Here is a 20,871-nt window from a genome sequence, read left to right as displayed (position 1 = left end):
CTCGCGTCACGCTCCTTATCTCCCGTGTTTCAGGCGGTCGGCTTCCTCCGCCCGTTTGGCCGAATTCCATTTGTCCATGTCGCCTACCAGATAGCCGGTAATCCGCCGAATCCGTTCAACCTGAACGCCGTCGCATGCCGGGCAGCGATCGTCGATGATGCCGCTGAATCCGCATGTTTTGCAGCGGTCGACCGGGTGGTTGATCGAACCGTAGCCGATCCGGTTGTCCGCCATGCACCGCACGATCCGATCCAGCGCGGCCGTGTTGTGAATGACCGATCCGTCCACTTCGACGTACGTAATGTGACCCGCGTTGCAGAGCTCGTGGTACGGCGCTTCCAAGCGGATTTTATCCGCCGCCTTGATCGGAAAATAAACGGGAATATGGAACGAATTCGTGTAATAATCCCGGTCGGTAACGCCGGGTATGGCGCCGAACGCGATCCGGTCCTTTTTCACGAATTTCCCCGACAAACCTTCCGCGGGAGTCGCGATCAGCGTAAAATTCAAGCCGCTGTCCTTCGTTTCGCGGTCCATCCGTTCACGCATGCGGCGGATGATCCGAAGCCCCTGCCGCTGAACCTCCTCGCTTTGTCCGTGATGGCGGCCGAAAAGCGCCGTCAAAGCTTCGGCCAAGCCGATGAAACCGACGCTCAGCGTCCCCTGCTTCAGCACGTCGCCAAGCCGGTCGTGAGGCTGGAGATGCTCCCCGCCCCTCCATACGCCCTGCGAATATAAAAAACGGAAATTCCCGGCCTGCCGGCCCGCCTGGTACCGGAAGCGCTCATGAAGCTGGCGTACCGCCACGTCCATCGCTTCGTCAAGCCGGCGGTCAAACTCTTCCGGGCCTGCGGACAAAAGGGCAAGTTTGACCAGATTGATCGACGTAAACGACAAATTGCCGCGGCCGATGGCGGTTTCCTCCCCGTTCACGTTTCCCATCACGCGCGTCCGGCAGCCCATGTAGCACACTTCGCTTTCCTTCGTTCCCCGGTCGTAGGCTTTGTTGAACGGCGAATCAAGAAACGCGAAGTTCGGGAACAGCCGGCGGGCGGTCGTTTCCAGCGCGAGCCGGTACAAGTCGTAGTTCGGATCTCCCGGATGAAAGTTCACTCCTGACTTCACCTTGAAGATCTGGATCGGAAAAATCGGCGTTTCTCCGTGCCCGAGACCCCGCTGGGTCGCCAGCAGCAGCTGCTTGATCAGCATTCTGCCGCATTCGGACGTGTCCGTCCCGTAATTTACCGATATGAAGGGAACCTGGCCGCCGCCCCGCGAATGCATCGAATTGGCATTGTGGATGAACGCCTCGCAGGCCTGGTACACATCCCGTTCGGTCATGCTCCAGGCTTCGCGCTCCCGGTCGAAATCGTCTTGGAGCGGCAGCTCCCGCAGCAAGCGGAGCTTTTTCTCGAAGGTTTTGCGCACGTACGGCGCAAGGTCGGCGTCAAACATCGGGAAAGCTTGTCCGCCGTGCTGCTGATTCTGGTTGGCCTGCAAAATGATCGAGGCAAGCGCCATGGCGCTTTTGATGTCCTGCGGCTCGCGCATATGGCCATGGCCGGTATTGAACCCGCCCCGGAGCAGCTTGCCGAGCGGAATCTGGCAGCAGGTCGTCGTTCCCGAGGCATAAAAATCAAGATCATGCGGGTAAATCAAATTTTGTTCGATCGCTTCCTTGGCCTCCGGCGACAATAACTGTTCGGCAGCGTACATTTTGGCGCTTTCGCTGGCAAATTTGCTCATCAGCCCCATGGGCGACTTTCCGTCCACGTTCGCGTTTTCCTGAAGCAAATCCGGGTTGCCGTCTTGCAGCATATCGTCAAAGGAACGCCAGAGACGCTCGGCCGGATCCTGGATGAGATCATTCATTTCCACTTCCTCCTTAAGGCGCAAAATGGGATGGCTAATCCACCCGACACCATATATAGTATTTAATTTGAAAATCAAACACTATATCTATTGTCACACCCTGGAGAAAAGCTATTTCTGCTTTACCGGTCAAACGTCATCGCCGGCCAAAACAGGGGGCCCGGCATAAAGCCCAACCGATGGCATAACGATTCGAGCGGATGGCCGTGCGCGATTCGGGCGCGGAGCATCGGCTCCCCGCGATGTGCCAAAACGGTCAAAGCCCGCCTCAGCATGTTTGTCGCAACCCCTTTGCCTCTAAAACCCGGCCTTACGGCCAGCGCTTCGATCACCGGACAGCCCTCCGAGTACCCGATCAAACAAACGCCGATCAAAGCATGCGTTGCACGGTCATACGCTGCGCCCGAGGCTTCCAGCACGGCTTCCGGGCTTTGGGCGGCAAATTCCCGAAGCCGAAGCAGCGTCTCCGGAAAAGACACGGCGCCTCTCTCTCCGCTCTCCCCGCCCTGGGCATGCTTAAACAAAAACAGCCCGGCTTCGCGCTCCAGCTTCAGCCTCGTTTCCCCGGAATCGCACGCGGTTTCCGCCCGGCGCCAAATCATCTCGGGATGCTCGCCTTCGAATACGGCCGTCGGACGCCGCATCCACCGGAATCTGCATGGGTCCGGCCGAAAGCCGGCCCGAATATAATCATCGGCGTCGCCGTCCGGCACCTCCATTGCCTGAATCGGCAGCCCGTTGCCGCCTTGCCGCCGCAATGTTTGCGCGATCAGCCGAATTACCTCGGCCCCCCCTCCAAAAGGCGGAACCGTAAAAAAATACCGGAATGCCCAAGGCGACAGGGCCAACCCGCCGACAACGGTTTGATCTTTTACGAGCCAAAAAGGCTCATCGCCCCCGGAGAGGAAATTTTCCTTCTCCCGGCATCGGAAGGCGATCGTCGCCTGATGATAATAAACATGAACGTACCGCTCCCATTCCGGGGCATCCGCCCGGCATAAATGAAGCGACTCCGTCAGCTTGAGCGTAGACGCCTTTTTCAGCCATGTCTCGCGATCCATACCAAGCGAACCTCCTTCTGCCTTCCGAAAGAAAGCTTCCCTACTAGATTACGTTCCGCATGACCGGTTTCATGCCATTTGGCCGCCGGACCCTCTAAATCTTTGCCGCCGGTTCGCCTGAAACGGCAAAAGGGCCGCACCCTTGTTTGTCTCGATTGGAGACCAAGGATGCAGCCCTCGCTATGTAACAACAGCATCATGCGAAACTCGCTAAATATGTATGGATTTGAGCCATGTGATGGCGGTCATGTTCGAAAAAATCAAGCAAATATTCGTCCACCGACAGCTTATCTTCATGTTTATGGCCGAATTCGGATTCCGGAATGCCCTCGATGACCTCGACCAGCTGCCTGCGCGCTTCCACGGTTTGCCGGATCAAATCCTGCTTGCTCTGGGTCAGCCCGTAAGCCGCGGCGTCGCGGTTGAACTCGTTGAAATCGAGCGGCTTCAGCGTCATCGGCCGATGCTCCGCCATGGGCCGTACCGCATTTTCCAGAAAATATCTGTCCCACAGCATCATATGGCTGATGATGTCGCGCGGCGACCATTTGCCTTCCGCGACCGGCCCCGCCCACTGCTCTTCGCTCAAACGCTCCAGCGATTCGGCGAACCCGATCAGCTCGGCAAAAGCTTCCAGTTTCTCCTGCTTCGTATTCATCGAATATCCCCCTGTCAAAAGAAAGAAATGGTTGATTCCTTTCCTGATCATACCATCGAATCCGGAACCAAGCAAGAACGTTTGTTTGGTTTCGGGCGTGCAAAAGGCTAATGATGGCAGAGATGGCCGTAAAATATCGGGGATAACGGGAAAGCGGGCGCACCGTATCGCAAGATCCGAATGGAACGCCTCCGACGCCGACGCCCGCGTCTCCTTTCCCGTGCTTCATCCCCCGTTCGGAATTACAGCAGCAAATTTCTTTTTCTGAACCAAACGATCCCGGCCGCAAAACCGGCGAAGCCGACCGCCAGCAAAATAAGGACCACCGGCGTCCAATGAAGCGTTCCATTGACGATGTCCGCGGTGTCAATTAAAGAAAACAAGGAAACATGCTGCATCCAGGAAAGCTTGTCGCTGATTTTGCCCGCCAAATTCAAGCTGAAAAACCCGAATACGATGAACCCGGAGATGCCAAGCGCCCTTTTTTCGTCATTCGCAACCGCGGACACCAAAAAGCTGATGCCGCAAACCGCAAAAAACAGCAGGAACGCGCCCAGATTCAGCAGCAAAAACCTTCCGGAGTCGAGCTCGCTGACATCCCCGATAAACCAGGCATACCCGCCGTATCCGGCAAGCGTCGTAACAAGCGAAATGATGAATAATCCCGTCAGCAGGACGACGGCCTGCGTAAGAGCCACCTTGATCCGGGTCGTGGGCGCGGCCAGCAGGTAGGCCATCGAGCCTTGATCGACGAGACGGGCCATCAGTTGGGTGGACGTGGTGATGCTGAAAATGGACAAGATCAGCACGAACAGCAGCCCGTAATATTCGCCGGAAATAAACGACTCGACGCTGCCGAACCCGTTTTCCAGGCTGAACGCCTTGCTTAGTCCCTCCGGCATCGACGCGATGAGCGCATTGAGGTTTTCCGATTGCATGGCCATGCTCGGGTAAACCCAAAACATAAGCAAAATATAAAAAGCCGAACCAAACGCGTAACTCGTCATCGTCTGCAGATGATTTTTGAGCATTTGCCCATACAGCGCAGCGTTCATGTCATTTGCCTCCCGTCCGGTCGTAATAATCCATAAAAATGTCCTCCAGGTTTTGCGAAGCCACGTCGATGCTGCGGATCCGGTATTTCGCCGTTTCCTGGACGAACCGGTTATAATCCCCCTGTACCGCGACGCGCACCCGGTTATCTTTGCAGGATTCGATTTTCAGGCCGCTGGCAAGGAACGCATCCCGGTCCCCGGCATCCTCGAAGGAGACCTCGAATAGCTTCCGCTGCTCGGCCTGGAGTTCATGGATGTTTTTTACGGCGATAAGCTTCCCGTCCTTGATTATGGCCGCCCGGTCGCAAGTCCGCTCGATTTCCGGAAAGCTGTGCGAGGACATCAAAAACGTCGTCCCTTTGGCCTTTTCCTCCAGAACAAGCTCGATGAACACCCTTTGCATCAGCGGATCCAGGCCTGAGGTCGGTTCGTCTAATACGATCACCTCAGGTTCATGCATAAAAGCGGCCACGATGCCTACCTTCTGCTTCATGCCCTTGGACATCTTCCGGATCGGCGTGCGGTCATCGAACTGCAGCCGCTCCACGAGCTCGGCCCTGCGCTTAGGATCAACCCCGCCGCGCAGCTTCGCCATGAAATCCAGAAAGGTTTTCCCCGTCATGCCCTCCATAAAGGCAATTTCTCCGGGCAAATATCCGACCAGCTTTTGAAATTTCCCTTGATCTTTCCACGTATCAAGATCCCGTATCCGCACGGTTCCCTGTGCCGGTTTCATAAAACCCATGATGTGGCGGATCGTCGTGGATTTGCCGGCCCCGTTCGGACCGAGAAAGCCGAATACTTCCCCTTTTTCCACGGTGAAAGAAATATCGAATATCCCTTTCCCCCCTGGAAATACCTTCGTTACATGTGACACCGTAAGCATAGCCAGCGCCTCCCGCTCGGGAATAAAATTATGAAATATTGTATCCCGAATATTTCATAACCAGATCATACGCCGGAAGGATATTCCCGTCAATAGAGTTATGAAATATTTATGTGTTATAATTTCATTATTAGGCGGCGAAAGCCGGAAAATGGAGCTGATACAAACGTGAACGGCTTTGAACGCAGAGCACAGCAGATTAAAAACCGCATTAAAGAGACGGCATTAAAGATGCTCGCCTCCTGCAGCCCCAAGCAAATCCGCATCGCGGACATCGCCGGGGAAGCCGGCGTTTCGCAGGTAACGATCTACAATTATTTCGGCAGCAAGGAAGCCCTCATCCGCGAGGTATTCCGGGACTACGTCCAAAGCGCCGTAGATGAATTCGAATCCGTCGTCCGCGCGAACGTCTCGTTGAAGGAAAAGATCGAATACATCGTTTTGCAAAAGAAAAATAACACCCATACCCTCCACCCTTCCGTCTTGGCGGAGTTGGTGCAGGAGGACCCGGAAATCCAGGAGCTCGTCCGCAAAAATTACGAGGAGCGGAGTTTGCCGCTCATGGCGGAACTGGCCGGCAAAGCGAAAGCAAACGGGGAGATTTCCGAAGGCATATCGGTCGAAACGGTCATTTTGTATTTGAACATGCTTTACGATTCTTCCGCGCGCATGCTCGAATCGACGCAAAACAGCGAGGATCTGGACAAACTCGTCGAGGAAATGGTGCACGTGTTTTTTTATGGCATATGTGGTCCCAAGTCCCAAAATTGATTAACAGAACGTAAATTGTATGTTAATTTAGTATTTTCATCGTGTAAAAAAACTTATATAGTATTGGTTAACAAGGAGTCAGGAAAAAATTAACAAACTCCAGGAAAGGAGCCCGAATGATAGACTTTTCCATGCGATCATCAAAACCAAAAACGCCCGTCGTCGGGATTTTCATTCTTTTGCTGCTGAAGCTTCTGCTTTTGCGCTATTTTTTCTTCCACGAGATCATGTGGAGCCGGATCGCGGCCGATGCCGCTTCGCTGCTGGTTCTTCTGTCCTTGCTGGAGCTCATCGTCCCTTCCAAAGCGAAAGGGATCGTGTACTGGATTTTCAATGTGCTGTGCTCGCTGATCTTTTTTGCCTCGGCGGTGTACTTCCAGCATTTCAACACCGTTCCGACTTATACAGCCCTTTCCGAGCTGAAGCAGGTCGGCGGGATCAAGGACAGCGTGCAGTCGACCATCCAAACGGCGAACTACCTCTTTTTTGCCGATATCGTCGTCATCACGCTGGTTTGGATCGTCGGCAAGCTGATGGGACGAAAGCCAAGCATGTCCGCTCCTTTGCGCAAAAGATGGCCGGCGATCGTCGGCGTGGTCGCCCTTGCCGCGACGGCATGGTTTATCGTCAAAGACCGGGGCATCACGAACGAAGTGCTCCAAGCGGAGCATCTCGGTTTTTTTAATTACCAGGTAGCCGCAGGGCTCAAAGCCAAGGAAGAAGCCGTCGCCGTCGCTTCCGGCAATATCAAGGATACGGTCAAGAAAATCGAATCGAAGGAAGCCATGTTCAAATACCAGGACGATCCGCAAGCGCAGCCGAAATTTTTCGGGGCCGCCAAAGGCAAAAACGTCATCGTCATTCAGATGGAGGCTTTCCAAAACTTCCCGATCCATCTGTCTCTGAACGGCCAGGAGCTGACGCCGGTGCTGAACGGTCTTTCCAAGGACGGCTTCTATTTCTCGCGGGTATTCCAGCAGATCGGCCAAGGCAACACCTCCGATGCGGAATTCATGAGCAACACCTCGATTTATCCGACGGCGGCCGTGGCCATGTCGACGGGTTACGGAGACCGCGTGCTTCCAAGCATGCCGCGTCTGCTCGAAAAAAGAAATTACGAATCGGCCACTTTCCATGTGAACGACGTCAAGTTCTGGGACCGGGACAAGCTGTACCCGGCCTTGAAGTTTACCCATTACTACGACAAGCCGTATTATAAAAACGACCATTTTAACGAATTTGGCGCTTCGGACGAGGAATTGTACAAATTCGGCATCCAAACGCTCTCCAAGCTTCATCGGGAGAAAAAACCTTTTTACGCGCAGTTCGTGACGGTGTCCAGCCATTTTCCGTTCAACGTGCCCGAGGACCGAATGAAAATCGGCATCCCGGATGCCTTGAAAGGGACGCAGCTCGGCAATTACTTGGCTGCCGTCAATTACACGGATTACGCGATCGGAACCTTGATCGATCAATTGAAGCAAAACGGCATGTGGGACGACACCGTCCTGGTCATCTACGGCGATCATTTCGGCCTGCAGCCGCAGGATAACGATCCGGCGATGATCAGCCAGGCGCTTGGCATCAAATACGATCCGCGCGTCACCCGGTTCAACATCCCGCTCCTGATCCACGTGCCCGGCGTGCAGGGACAGGAAGTGAAGCAGGTCGGGGGGCAGGTGGACATCTTGCCGACGCTCGCCAACCTCCTCGGCATCTCGCTGAAGGAAGAAAACTTTACCGCGTTCGGCCACGATTTGCTGAACATCGACCATAACATCGTCGGCAGCCGGTATTATTTGCCGACGGGTTCCTTCTTTAACGACGACATTTTGTACGTCCCGGGCAAAACGTTCGAGGACGGCAGCGCGACCGATTTGGATACGCTTGAACCCGTCGCCGATTTCGCCAAGTACAAACCAGATTACGACTATAACCTGTCGCAAATGAAATTGTCCGACGAATACGTCAAGCTGCTGCCGAAACGGGAATAACGGCGATGCGTTCCTTTCCTTTTTTTAGGGCAGCGCAAAAAACACGGGCATCCGATTTGAAGGATGCCCGTGTTTTTTGATGGAAGCCGGGCTGCGCGAAGAACGCCCAACAGGCGCTTTTTACGCAGCCTTTCGTTTATATGCAATCCATGAACCGCTTACTCCGCGACGATCAGCTCGATCCCTTTTTCCCGCAGAAGCTTGGCATCGGCGCTTTCGATCTGGCTGTCCGTAATGACCGCATCGATCTCTTCCCATCCGGCCACATGCGTAAAAGCCTGCACGCCGATTTTGCTGGCATCGGCCAATAAATACACGCTGGCGGCCTGCTTGATCAGCTTATGCTTGACCATGGCCTGCAGTTCGTTCGATTCGCTGATGCCCCGCTCCGGGTGCACCCCTTTGCACGAAACGAACGCTTTTTCGACGTAATAGGCCTCCAGGCTGCGCTCAGCCATCGGACCGACATATGAAAGGGATCTTGCCGCCAAAATGCCGCCGGTCGAGATCACCTCGATTTTTTCCTTCGACGATAGTTCCAACGCTACCTTGATCGAATTCGTCAGCACCGTCAGCGGAACATCCGGCAGGATCGATGCCATGTACCATGCCGTCGAGCTGGCGTCCAGCGCGATCCGGTCATGCGGTTCGATCCGGGCGACAGCCGCTCTGGCGATGCGCTTTTTCTCTTCCTGGTGCATGACTTCCCGCTCGAAATACGGGGTTTCGGCCTGCGTCTCCTTGACGCTCACCGCCCCGCCGTGGCTGCGCCGAAGCTTGCCCTGCTGCTCCAGACGGTCCAAATCGCGGCGGATCGTTTCTTCCGTGACCCCGCACAGCTCGCTGAGCTCGGATACCCGGATGCTGCCTCTTTCGTTGACGAGGCTTACGATTTTATCGTATCTTTCCGCAACTAACATAGCTACCCTCTTTCATCGCCGGCCTTCCCGCCAGCCAGAATCACAACTTGGAATGTTCATGAAAACAAAACCTATTATACCAAATCTCAGGATGCAGGCGCATGTCCCGCTACCGGTCTATCCGACGATCAGCGCATAGGCCGCGCCCGGGCCGTGCACGCCGATCGTGAGGTCGTTTTCGATGTCCGACGATCGGCTTGGTCCGGAAATAAAATGGACTCCGGCCGGGAAACGTTCGGCCGGGATGCTTGCGACTCGGCTCATCGCCTCGCCGAGCCGAGTGTACATGCGTTCCGCCGGGATCACGGCAATAAGCACGTTCGGCAGCAGCGATACCGAGCGGCCTTTGTCCGCGGAGGACGCAACGACGATCGTGCCGGTATAAGCCACCGCATGATCCGCGAGGACGATGCCCACGTCCGCCTGCTCGCAAATGTTCAGGGAGCCTTCGGGATCCCGGCCGTTCCAGGCGTGATGCGAAAGCTCGGGCAGGACGCTCTCCAGCTGCAGGCTTGCGAGCTCCGGCAGGTTTTGCCGGATCGTCGACCGCGCCTGCCGCTCTTTGGCGATGCGGGCGATGACCTCAGGCACGCCCGACATGGACGCGATTCGCTCGGGATAACCGCCCGCAGCCCGCCAATTGTCCATAAAACGACCGATTTTCTCTTCGGTCCCCAGCTCATAGGAGGACCAAAAATCCGGCGCCCCCCGGTACGGATGCACCGGAGCCGGACCGGCGGCCGGTCTTCCCAGCCTGTTTGCGATGTTGCCGATAAACCGCTTTTCCGCCTCCCGCGATTCGCGGTCTAACCGGGCAAGAAATTCCGGATCGGATTTGGCCATGTTTAATACCCTCCCTTCGCCCGCGACTGAACGATCTTTTCCATGCGGGACTTCATTTCATCCGTCATCGGCTTGAACGACTTTTCGGCCTCCGCCGTCACTTTCGTCCACTGCTCCCGGAACGATTTTTTAGGCAGCGCCGGAATATGGCGGTACGCCGTCCAGCCGCCGAGCGGGCCGATCCTGGATTTGATGACTCCACCGCGAACCAGCAGCTTTTGGCCCAGCTGCCCTGCTTTTACCGCCCTCTCGAACCAGGCGTGGCTGCCCATCAGCATTTTGAAGCCTCTCATCGCCATTTTTTCGCCGGGCGCGGTCACTCCTCGCTCCACTTTCCGGTTGCGCAGGTATACGAGCATGTCGTGAAGCGGGATTTTGACGGGACAGGCTTCGTAACAGGCGCCGCACAGGCTGGACGCATTGGCGATGTCATGCCACTCCTCCGCATTTTTGTTCAGTGCCGGGGTCAGCACCGCGCCGATCGGGCCGCTGTACGTTCCCGGATAAGAGTGGCCTCCGATATGCCGGTACACCGGGCAAGCGTTCAAGCAGGCGCCGCAGCGGATGCAGTTGAGCAGCTCCTGGAAATCCGGGTCCCCGAGCTGCAGCGACCTGCCGTTGTCGACGATGATGACATGCATCTCCTCCGGGCCGTCCCCGTCCTCCGTCCGCTTGGGTCCCGTAATGCCGGACATGTACATGGTCATTTTCTGGCCGGTGGCCGATCTCGGCAGCAGCGTGGCCATCACTTCCAGATCGTCCCATGTCGGAATCAGCCGTTCCATGCCCATCAGCGTGATCTGGATTTTAGGCACCGTGCTGACCATACGGGCATTGCCTTCATTCTCGAAAATGACGACCGTCCCCGTCTCGGCGATGCCGAAATTGCAGCCCGTCAGCCCGATGTCCGCCTCAAGGAATTTGTCGCGCAGCTTGCGTCTCGCAAAACCTGCAAGCACCTGCGTCTCGGGCGGCAGCGTCTCCCCAGCTTCCTTCGACAGCAGCTCCGCGATTTGGCGGCGGTTTTTGTGAATGGCCGGGATAATGATATGGGAAGGCGGTTCGTTGGCCAGCTGGATGATGTATTCGCCCAAATCGCTTTCGATCGACTCGATGCCGATTTGTTCGAAAGCCTCGTTGATGTGGACCTCCTCGGACACCATCGACTTGGATTTGACGACCGATTTCGCGCCCCGGTGCTTCGCGATGTCCATGGCGATCCGTGCCGCATCCTTCCCCTCCGGCGCAAAATGCACGTGAACGCCTTGAGCGCGGGCGTTTTCGATGAAACGGCTCAAGTAATAATCCAGATGGGCAACCGTGTGGGCCCGAATTTGCCGGCCGCGCTCCCGCCACTCCTCCCAGTTGCCGTGTTCGGCCGTCGCCGCTTTTTTGCCGTTTTTCAGCCTTTCCGTCGTAAATTTGACGGCATCGATCAGAAATTCATCTTGAAGAGCGGTTCTTGCGCGCTCCTTGACGTTAGACCCCTGCGGTTTGCTCACGGTTCCTCACCCCTTCGTACAGCAGTTCGGCCAGATGCATCACGCGGACCGGCTTGCCCTGGAATTTCAGGTTGCCGCCGATGTTCAGCAGGCAGCCCATGTCCAGGCCGACGAGCACCTCGGCTTCCGTCTCCAGAACATGCTGGCTTTTTTCTTCGACCATCGCCCCGGAAATTTCGCTCATCTTGACGGCAAACGTCCCGCCAAAACCGCAGCAGTCTTCGGCATAAGGAAGCGGAACGTATTCCATGCCTTCGACATGGCTCATCAGCTCCATCGGCTCGTCCTTGATCCCCAGCAGACGCGTGCCGTGGCAGGAAGGATGGTAGGTCACCTTATGCGGAAAATACGCCCCGACATCCGTCACGCCCAGCACCTGGACGAGGAATTGGGTAAATTCGTACGTCTTTTCTTGAAGCCGGCGGCTTTTTTCAAGCAGCGCGGCGTCGTTTTCGAACAGCTTCGGATAATAATGATGGATCATGCCCGTGCAGGAGCCCGAAGGCGCAATCACGAAATCGCTGTCGTCAAACGCTTCCAAAATCGTTTTGGCCGAAGCTCTTGCTTCGTCCCAATAACCGCTGTTGAAGGCCGGCTGGCCGCAGCAGGTCTGCACCTTCGGAAAATCCAGCCTGACGCCGTATCGGGCAAGCAGCTGCGTCATCGCTTCGCCGATCGGCGGAAACAGCGCATCGCTGATGCAGGTAATAAAAAGCGACACTTTCATCCTAGCATTCTCCTCCTTTGCGCTAAGCGCAACATTCGAGCCGGCCCATGGCCCGGATAGAAAATCAATCCCCACATGCCCGAGACGAGGCGTGTACGGCGCTCTTTTCGGACATGGCGGGGATTGCGTTGTTCATGGGATCATAAGATAATCGTGAGCCAGGCGCAAACCGGGAATCAGCGCGTGAACGCGGCAGGCACCCCGCCGTCGATCGTCAGCATGCAGCCCGTCGTTTTTTCGGCTTTCGACGATGCGAAGAAGGCGATGCCTTCCGCCACGTCCTTCGGATAAATATTGACGAGCAGCGTCGTTCTCTTCCGGTAATGCTCTTCCAGCTGGTCCGGTTCGATGCCGTAAGCCGCGGCGCGCTCGTTGCGCCAGTTCGAATTCCAGATCGCGGAGCCCTGCAGGATCGCGTCCGGCAAAATCGTGTTGACGCGGATGCCGTGCTCCCCGCCCTCGGCGGCGATGCAGCGTGCCAGATGCGCTTCAAGCGCTTTGACCGAGCTGTAGGCCGTCACGTTTTTGCCTGCGTAAACGGAGTTTTTCGAGCCGACGAAAATCATGCTGCCGCCGAGCCCCTGCTCTTTCATTTGCTTGAACGCTTCGCGTGCCACAAGGAAATACCCCGTGCCCAGCACGTTCATGTTCAGGTTCCATTCCTTGAGCGACGTTTCGTCGAACGGGCTCGAAGTCGCCAGCCCCGCATTGTTGACGATAATATCCACGCCGCCGTATGCCAGCGCCGTTTCGCCCAGCGCCGCGATCACCATTTCTTCGCTGGTGACGTCCATTTTTACGGCTTTGGCCCGTCCTTCGCCATACTGCGCGTTGATTTCGGCCGCAACCTTCTCGGCTCCTTCAAGATTGAGGTCGGCCAAAACGACGTGAGCCCCTTCGGAAACGAGGCGCCGCGCCGTTTCGCTGCCGATGCCGCCAGCGCCCCCGGTGATGAAGGCGACTTTGCGGGAAAATTCCGCTTCGGCCGGAGCCAACGTCAGCTTATACAGCTCAAGCGGCCAATATTCCACGTTATAGGATTCGTTTTCGTTCAGCGACACGAACTCGCCCAGCGCCGTTGCGCCTTTCATGACGGCAATCGCGCGGTGGTACAGCGCGCCGCTGACGCCGGCCATCGCCACGCTTTTTCCCGTGTTCACCATGCCGATCCCCGGGATGAGGATTACGCGCGGAGCCGCTTCGAACATGACGTCGCCTTCGTATTTGTTCCGTTCGAAATAAGCTTTATATTCCTCTTTATAGGCTTCGATTCCGCTGCGAACGGCCTCCTTCAGTCCGGCTGCCCCGGTGGACGGCGCCCATTCGACGTACAGCGGAACGCGTTTCGTATGCACCAGATGGTCCGGGCAAGCTGCGCCGACTTGGGAAAGCTCCTTGGCGTTTTTGCTGTTGACGAACTGGAGCACGTCGTCCCCGTCATCGTACGTGCAGATCATTTTTTTGCCGTCGCTGACCGCGCCGCGAATGACCGGCATCACTTCCGCGAGGATGGCTTTGCGCTCCTCTTCCGGCAGCGTTTCCGCTTGGCGTCCGCCAAACACCCGATCCTCTTGAATCCGTTCGTTGATGTAGCTTTCGGCTTTTTGAATCATCGCGATCGTTTGGTTGTAGCACGCTTCCGACGTTTCGCCCCAAGTGACGAGGCCGTGTTTTTCCATCAGCACGAGCTGGGCGTTCGGGTTGTTTTTGACGCCTTCTGCGATCATTTTCGATAACGTGAAGCCCGGACGGATGTACGGCACCCACACGAAGGTATCCCCGTAAATTTCTTTCGCGATTTCTTTGCCGTTATCAGCGCAGCACAGGCTGATGATGGCGTCCGGATGGGTATGGTCCACGTGCGGGTAAGGCAGGAACGCGTGCAGCAGCGTTTCGATCGAAGCTCTCGGATGTTTGCTGTCGATCATGCAGTGGGACAAATATGCGACCATTTCTTCGTCCGGCATTTCGTCGCGTTCGATCAGCGGCCGGATATCCTCAAGCCGAAGTCCGGTAAAATGCTGGGCTTTCATCGTCGCCAGGTCGGAGCCGCTGCCCTTCACCCACATGACCTCCACATCGCGGCCGCGAAAATCCTTTTCCACCGTTTTCAGCGAGGTATTGCCGCCTCCCCAGTTGCATACGCTCCGGTCGCTGCCGATCAGGTTGGAGCGGTATACGAGCTCTTCCACGCCCGCTTTATGTTTGGATGCTTCTGCGTTATTCCAAAGACTTTGAACCATGAATGATGCCTCCCGTACCGAATTGTTTTGTTTTCATTTGTTTATGTTTGAATTTACTTGATTATAACAGATGACGTTTGTTTTGGCACCCATTTTTTTGTTCTTTTATTTGATTCATTCGCATAAAACGAAAAAACAAAAAAAAGACGGAAACCGGAATGCGGTCGCGTCTTTGAATGATTGGCAGCAGATCTATGAACATAAGCCCGATCCGAACATGTAACCGCAAAAAAGCCCCAAAATATCATTTTGGGGCCGTTCCCATCGAACCGGATGTCCCTCCCTTGGAACGACGGGAGCCCGACCATCGTATGGGGCCGCGGAAAGAGTGCTGAAGCGATGCATCATTCGTCCGTATCGGCATGGGATACCGCGTTGCACGGGTGCGTTTTCGTAGTTCCGCCGGTTGTCCTCCATGACGCGGGCCGGCTCCCGGCCAAGGTTAGGGCGGCGTTCCACGGCCGCTTGAAACGCCAAGCCGCGGAACAAATGGCGCAAGGGACGGGGACATCACTATATTGTATAAGGCGGCGCCTGAAGACATGACTATCTTTTGGCGTTTTTTTCGCAGAGCTTACCTGGCCTTGGCCCGTTTTACGGCCATGCCTGCGGGTGGCTTGAATTTGCTTTCCGTCGGGGTATCCGTCTTATTCTCCTCCGGTTTGACCGCAAACAGCGTCAGCAATCCCCCGACCGCGCCCACCGCAGCCATCACGCCGAACAAAACCCAATGGTTTGTTTTCATGAGAAGGGAAACCGCCGGCGGGCCCAAGGACACTCCGATGAAACGCATGCTGCTGTAGAGGGACGTGATGGTTCCGCGCTGCTTCTCGTCTATGCCTTCGGTGATCAGCGCATCCATGCATGGCAGGACCGTGCCGATTCCGGCTCCGCATAACGAAAAAAACGCGACGACGAAGATGATTTGGGCGCTGAAGCCGGTAATGACCAGGCATATGGTCAGTACGGCCATGCCGCAGAATCCCGTCCATTTCATCCGCTTCTTGTTTTTCCCGATGACTTTGCCGGCCACAAACGACGCAAGGCAAAGCACCGCAAGCGGAATCGCGAGCACCAGCCCTTTGATGACGCCGCCCAGTCCGTATTTGCTTTCAAGCGTTTCGGATAAATAAAACAGGACGCCGAACAAAATGAACATGCTGATGCCGCCGACCGCAAAAATGGCGTACAGCCATCTTCCTTTTTCGTGCAAAATGGCCTTCGTATCGCGAAGGAAGCTGCCGATCGAATGATCATCATCATCCTTCTTTTTAGGCGGTTTGACGAAAAACAGAACCATCAGCAATGAAATCACGCATAAGACCGGGATGCTCAGAAACGGCAAATACCAGATCACGCTAGCCAAAGCCGCTCCCAGGATGGGGCTCAGTACTTTGCCGAAGGTATTGGAAGTTTCGATGATCCCCAGGCTTTTGCTGACGTCGTCCTCTTCCTTGAACATGTCTCCGACGAGCGGCAGCACGATCGGAAAAGCTCCGGCCGCTCCGATGCCCTGAAGGAAACGGCCGCCAAGGATAATCCAATAAGCCGCGAGCCCCTCCGTCATCCAAGCTGCCACTCCGGAAAGCGCTCCACCGACGGCGGCAATGATCAAACTGGGGATGATGACGGTTTTCCGGCCGTAGCGGTCGGATAGATAACCCGCGATCGGAATCAGAAGGATGGCAACCACCGCGTAGACGGTAATCAGCATGCTGACCTGGAACGGACCGACATGGAGCTGCTGCGAAATTTGCGGCAAAATGGGAATCAGCATGGAGTTGCCGAGGGTCATGATTAAAGGAATGGAGGCTAAGGCCGCCAAGTCCCATTTTTTGTCTTCCATGACTAAACCACCTTTTATGTTCGGTTAACAACTCGTTATATTGTGGTTTCTTTTGTCCGGAACTATGCAAAACCGCCGCCCCAAGCGGCAAACGCTGGGACGGCGGCATTTCGGTCAGCCTGTTTATGTTTCGACGACGTATTTATCCGGGTCCGCGTCCTGAATAAAGCGGCAAGGCTCGCCCAGGCTGAACATGCGGAGCTGATGCATCGCCCGCGTGCAGGCGGTATAAAACAGCTTGCGCTCGGATTCCCGGCTGTAGGAGTCCGCCGAGGCGTCATAGATGACCACCGCGTCGAATTCCACGCCTTTGGCCAAATAGGACGGAATCACGAGGGTCCCGGTGACGAACGACGGCGTCGTCTTGGCGATTTTTTTCAGCGGAAGACGCTCTTTCAAAGCCTCGTAGACCTGCTCGCATTCCTCGGCCGTTTTGCATATGATCGCCGTATGCTCGTAGCCTTGGCTGTTCAGGTTTTGGATATGCTCGACGATGGCGCGATGCAGCTCTTCCCTGCCGCCCGCCAGATGCAGCCGGGGTTTTTCCCCATGCCGGTTGAAAGGAATGATCGATTCGCCCCCAGGCATCATGCTCCGCGTGAAATCGACGATTTCAAGCGTCGAACGGTAGCTTCGCGTCAAGGAGATGACCTCGGTCGACTCCTCCCCGTACAGCTTTTTGAGCGATTCCAAGCTGCCTTCAAGCGCATCGGTATGCGCATAGATCCCCTGGTTCAGGTCCCCGAGCGCCGTCATCCGCGCACGCGGGAAAATCCGCTTGACGTATTCCAGCTGGAACGGGGAGTAATCCTGCACTTCATCGATGAAAACATGGCGGATGACGTTGTTGGTTTGGAACCCCTTCAGAAGATCCTGCAAATACAGATACGGGGTTACGTCTTCATAAGGAAGCCTTCCTTCGTTCATCTCCCCGACCGTCTGCCTGCCGATTTCCTCATATTCTTCCGGGAGCTTGCCGTCCGCGCTGATGCTCATAAACAAGTCCCGGTTCAGGCACAGCTCCTGATACATCGCCTTCACGTCCACGAACCGCATCCGTTTGATCCATTTCCGCACCGGCTTCAGCCATTCGTTGACGACCATTTTCGCAAGCAGGCTGCGTTCGCGGTCAAAGTCGTCGAAGGTTTCGCTTTTGGCCCCTTGCTTACGGCGGACGCGCGTATATGCCTTCTGGTATTCGTCGGGGTCAAGCAGCTGAATTTGTTCGTCGACCCAAGGCTCCTTCCGTTCCTGCTTGGCGAACTGCGCAAGCTCCTTCAGCAGCCAATCCTTGAGCAGTTCCACGCGGTTGGCAAGACGGACGCTCGGGTCAAAGCCGTAAAATTTCTCCTGCATCGCCTGCTCGGAAACGATCAGACGGCCTTTGAACCGGACCGGCTTGAATTTCATGCCGCTTTGCTCCAAGCGGTCCTTGTATCTCTGTATCGTTTCGAGGAACGCCGTAGACGATTTGTATGCGATCGACGCGCGTTTGACCTTCAGCCACGGACCTTCCTCGGCCTTCAAAATCGTCTCCATCTGCGAAAAGACGTCCTCCAGGTCGAAATCCCGGCCGAGCCGGTGCTCCAGATAAGCCTGGAAGGTGGTCTGCAGCATGTTGTCCTCCCCAAGTTCGGGCAGCACGGTCGAAACGTAGCTGTTGAACATCGGGTTCGGGGAAAACAGGATCACCTGATCCGCTTTTAGCGATTCCCGGTATTTATACAATAAATAGGCGACCCTTTGGAGCGCGGCCGAGGTCTTTCCGCTTCCGGCGGCTCCCTGAACGATAAGCATCCGGCTTTTGTCGTTGCGGATCACCGCGTTTTGCTCCTTCTGGATCGTTGCCACGATGCTTTTCATCTGGTTGTCGGAAGAATGGCTGAGCACCTGCTGCAGCAGCTCGTCTCCGATGGTGACGCCGGTGTCGAACATGACCTTAATGCGTCCGTCGCGGATAACGAACTGGCGTTTAAGCTCCATTCGGCCGCTGATTTCCCCGCTTGGCGTCTCGTAGGAAGCCGGGCCGGGCGCCCAGTCGTAATAGAGGCTGGATACCGGGGCGCGCCAGTCGTACACGAGGAACGTTTCCTGATCGTCGTCAAGGAACGAGGCGATGCCGAGATAGATTTTTTCCGTTCGCGTTTGTCCTTCTTCCTTAAAATCGATCCGTCCGAAATACGGCGATTTGACGAGCAGCCGTAGCTTCTTCAGCGTTTCCGAAGCCTGCAGGTGCGCCCGTTCGCGCTCGGACAACACTTGGGATTGCTGACGCAAGCTGGTGGACGTTTCTCCCAGATCGTCGGAACTGCTGAAATTGACCCGGACTTCGTCCCAGAAATCCTTGCGCAGCTCGACGACATCGCCCCGGACGACGCCCACGTCGGCCTCAAGCGCTTCTTTGCGGACGGCGATTTTCCGGGTAACCGAATCGACCCGCCGTTGTTCGTCCTGCCAATCCTGATCGTTCAAGTCCATGCCTGTCTTCATCCCCTTTATATATTTGACAATATCTTTCCCATATGTTATAATGAAGAAGCAATCACTGTGCATAATGCCCCATTTGTAGGGCCGTATGTTCTATTTTATCAAGAACCAACATGAAAATCAAACGTTTAAGGGGAGCCGATGGGCTCCCCTTTTTGAATGGCCGGAATCGATTCAACTCCGCTTTCAGCGGTTACAGGAACAAAGGCACGATATCGATGCCTTCCGCCGAAATTCGTACCAAGCCTTTATCCGACAAGCGAATTTCCGGGATGACCACCAGCGCCAGCAAAGACAAGGTCATAAACGCATTGTTCAGCGGGCACCCCGCCTGAAGGAGCGCTTGGCTGATCGCCTCGGACTCGCGGGCTACCGTTTCGAACGGCTTGTCCGACATAATGCCCCCTACCGTTAGCGGAAACTCCGTTACGCCTTCTTCGGTCCACATGACCACGCCGCCCTGCATTTCCGCGACCCGGTTGCCTGCGCGCGCCATCAACTCGTCGTCATTGCCGATGACCGTCAAGTTATGGCTGTCATGGGCGACCGTCATCGCAATCGCTGCCGGCTTCACGAACCCGATGCCTTTCACGATGCCCAGCGCGTGCCCGCCGCCTTTGCCATGGCGTTCAAACACCGCCATCTTGCACAGGTCGTCTTTCGGGTCGGGCAGCGCCTTTCCGTTTTTCACGTTCATCTTTACATGCCGTTCCAGGGTGTCCACATGGTTTTCGACGACTTCGATCGCCCGGGCCACGGCTATTCCGTCGGCGACAGGCGCCGCAATGGCAAAATCGCTTGCCGTCAGCGTCCGGTTCAGCTTGACGGTATGAAATGCCGTCGCGGGAAGCTTATAGCGTTCCCACTCCGCGGTCATCCGGCCGTTCTCCGCCACGACCTGCCCCGCGGCAATCGTCATCGTCACGTTGACGTCCGCCAAATTCCCGTCCAGCAGGATAATGTCGGCATAGGCTCCCGGAATGATCGCCCCGATGTCCCGTGACAAACCGAATCTTTCGGCCGTGTTGATCGTGGCCATTTGGAAAGCCGTCACGGGTTTGACGCCCTGCGATATCGCATGCCGGACGACGAAGTTCATGTGACCTTCGTTCATCAGCGACTCGGAGCTGCGGTCATCGGTAACCAGGATCATCCGCCGCGTGTCCAAACCGCCTTCGGTATGCGCTTTGATCGTTGCGGCCACGTCATGCCAAGCCGACCCTTGGCGCATTTTCGCGTACATGCCGAGCCGGACGCGTTCGATGACGTCTTCGGCGGTCACGCATTCGTGGTCGCCGTTCACCCCGCTGGCCGCGTATACCGGCAGACGCCAATCGTCCGATTTCCATGTGAAATGCCCGTCGGCGAATTTTCCCGCGGCCAGTGTCGCCTGGATCTCCCCGATCATCTTATCGTCGCCGTACACGACGCCCGGGAAATTCATCACTTCGCCGAGGCCGATCATGTCGTCCCCCCAGCCCAGCGCTTCGGCAACCTCTTCCGGCCCGATGAAAGCCCCCGTCGTTTCGAGGCCCGGATGCGTCGAAGGAACGCAGGACGCGACCTGCATATACGCCGCAAGCGGAGTGGATCTCGCTTCCTCCAGCATAAACCGTAGCCCGTCCAGTCCCAGCACGTTGGAAATTTCATGGGCATCGAAAAAACCGCCGGTCGTGCCAAGCGGCAGCACCGCCCGGGCAAACTCCGTCGCCGTCATTTGCGTGCTTTCGATATGGCAGTGGCCGTCAAGCAAACCCGGCGCCGCATATCTGCCTCCGCCGTCGATGACCTTCGTTTCTTCGCCGATCGTGTGGCTGACGTCCCGGCCTACGTATACGATGCGGGCGCCTCTTGCCGCGATCGACATGCCCGGAAGGATCTCGCCCGATACGACGTTCACCAAACGAACGTTTTGAATGACCAAAGTCGCTTTCAGATCGCCGCGGGCGGCGGCCACCAGCTCCGGCACGCATCCGCGAAAGGGCGTCTTCCCCATGCTGTCTTTT

Annotated in this window: 15 protein-coding genes; 2 read left to right on the top strand and 13 right to left on the bottom strand. The window is 56.2% G+C overall.

Annotated features, from left to right (window positions below):
• Window positions 1-15: 15 nt before the first annotated feature.
• The 5 genes from AC27KL_RS07455 to AC27KL_RS07435 all read right to left on the bottom strand — a co-directional run bounded on the left by AC27KL_RS07455 (window position 16) and on the right by AC27KL_RS07435 (window position 5,532).
• Window positions 16-1,878, bottom strand: coding sequence for an anaerobic ribonucleoside triphosphate reductase (locus tag AC27KL_RS07455; RefSeq protein WP_487169320.1), 1,863 nt, complete (start codon window positions 1,876-1,878; stop codon window positions 16-18).
• Window positions 1,879-1,994: 116 nt separating this feature from the next.
• The gene (locus AC27KL_RS07450) at window positions 1,995-2,933 is read right to left on the bottom strand and encodes a GNAT family N-acetyltransferase (RefSeq protein WP_339321426.1); all 939 of its coding nucleotides are present in this window, start codon (window positions 2,931-2,933) and stop codon (window positions 1,995-1,997) included.
• 196 nt (window positions 2,934-3,129) lie between these two features.
• Window positions 3,130-3,591, bottom strand: a complete 462-nt coding sequence (locus tag AC27KL_RS07445) for a DinB family protein (RefSeq protein ID WP_487169319.1) — start codon at window positions 3,589-3,591, stop codon at window positions 3,130-3,132.
• A 242-nt stretch (window positions 3,592-3,833) separates the two neighbouring features.
• Window positions 3,834-4,646 (bottom strand): ABC transporter permease subunit, encoded by an 813-nt coding sequence (locus AC27KL_RS07440; protein WP_339321428.1) that lies wholly within the window; start codon window positions 4,644-4,646, stop codon window positions 3,834-3,836.
• A gap of 1 nt (window position 4,647) precedes the next feature.
• The gene (locus AC27KL_RS07435) at window positions 4,648-5,532 is read right to left on the bottom strand and encodes an ABC transporter ATP-binding protein (protein ID WP_487169318.1); all 885 of its coding nucleotides are present in this window, start codon (window positions 5,530-5,532) and stop codon (window positions 4,648-4,650) included.
• 168 nt (window positions 5,533-5,700) lie between these two features.
• On the opposite strand from AC27KL_RS07435, the gene AC27KL_RS07430 reads away from it, so the two are divergent.
• Both AC27KL_RS07430 and AC27KL_RS07425 read left to right on the top strand, forming a co-directional pair.
• Window positions 5,701-6,303: a TetR/AcrR family transcriptional regulator gene (locus AC27KL_RS07430; protein ID WP_487169317.1), complete on the top strand. Its 603-nt coding sequence runs from the start codon at window positions 5,701-5,703 to the stop codon at window positions 6,301-6,303.
• A gap of 131 nt (window positions 6,304-6,434) precedes the next feature.
• Entirely contained in the window at window positions 6,435-8,297 is a 1,863-nt protein-coding gene (locus AC27KL_RS07425) for an LTA synthase family protein (RefSeq protein WP_487169316.1), read from the top strand.
• Between the two features lie 158 nt (window positions 8,298-8,455).
• Here the strand turns inward: AC27KL_RS07425 and AC27KL_RS07420 are convergent, their stop codons facing one another.
• The 8 genes from AC27KL_RS07420 to AC27KL_RS07385 all read right to left on the bottom strand — a co-directional run bounded on the left by AC27KL_RS07420 (window position 8,456) and on the right by AC27KL_RS07385 (window position 20,861).
• Window positions 8,456-9,217: a DeoR/GlpR family DNA-binding transcription regulator gene (locus AC27KL_RS07420; protein WP_339321432.1), complete on the bottom strand. Its 762-nt coding sequence runs from the start codon at window positions 9,215-9,217 to the stop codon at window positions 8,456-8,458.
• A gap of 117 nt (window positions 9,218-9,334) precedes the next feature.
• Window positions 9,335-10,060 carry a LutC/YkgG family protein gene (locus AC27KL_RS07415; protein WP_339321433.1) on the bottom strand — a complete coding sequence of 242 codons (726 nt, stop codon included), beginning with the start codon at window positions 10,058-10,060 and terminating at the stop codon, window positions 9,335-9,337.
• Window positions 10,061-10,062: 2 nt separating this feature from the next.
• Window positions 10,063-11,562 carry a LutB/LldF family L-lactate oxidation iron-sulfur protein gene (locus AC27KL_RS07410; protein ID WP_487169315.1) on the bottom strand — a complete coding sequence of 500 codons (1,500 nt, stop codon included), beginning with the start codon at window positions 11,560-11,562 and terminating at the stop codon, window positions 10,063-10,065.
• Window positions 11,540-12,289, bottom strand: coding sequence for a (Fe-S)-binding protein (locus AC27KL_RS07405; protein ID WP_487169314.1), 750 nt, complete (start codon window positions 12,287-12,289; stop codon window positions 11,540-11,542). The genes AC27KL_RS07410 and AC27KL_RS07405 overlap by 23 nt, the downstream gene beginning before the upstream one ends.
• Window positions 12,290-12,465: 176 nt before the next feature.
• Entirely contained in the window at window positions 12,466-14,532 is a 2,067-nt protein-coding gene (locus AC27KL_RS07400; protein ID WP_487169313.1) for a bifunctional aldolase/short-chain dehydrogenase, read from the bottom strand.
• Window positions 14,533-15,106: 574 nt separating this feature from the next.
• Window positions 15,107-16,378 (bottom strand): bacillibactin exporter BcbE, encoded by a 1,272-nt coding sequence (gene bcbE, locus AC27KL_RS07395; RefSeq protein ID WP_487169312.1) that lies wholly within the window; start codon window positions 16,376-16,378, stop codon window positions 15,107-15,109.
• A gap of 123 nt (window positions 16,379-16,501) precedes the next feature.
• Window positions 16,502-18,856: an RNA polymerase recycling motor HelD gene (gene helD / locus AC27KL_RS07390; protein ID WP_487169311.1), complete on the bottom strand. Its 2,355-nt coding sequence runs from the start codon at window positions 18,854-18,856 to the stop codon at window positions 16,502-16,504.
• A gap of 202 nt (window positions 18,857-19,058) precedes the next feature.
• Window positions 19,059-20,861 (bottom strand): adenine deaminase, encoded by a 1,803-nt coding sequence (locus AC27KL_RS07385; protein ID WP_487169310.1) that lies wholly within the window; start codon window positions 20,859-20,861, stop codon window positions 19,059-19,061.
• Window positions 20,862-20,871 lie beyond the last annotated feature (10 nt).

It is taken from the genome of Paenibacillus sp. YAE3 (assembly GCF_057546105.1).
The sequence above is the reverse complement of the archived record's forward strand: the minus strand, read 5'-3'. Positions and strand labels throughout refer to the sequence as shown.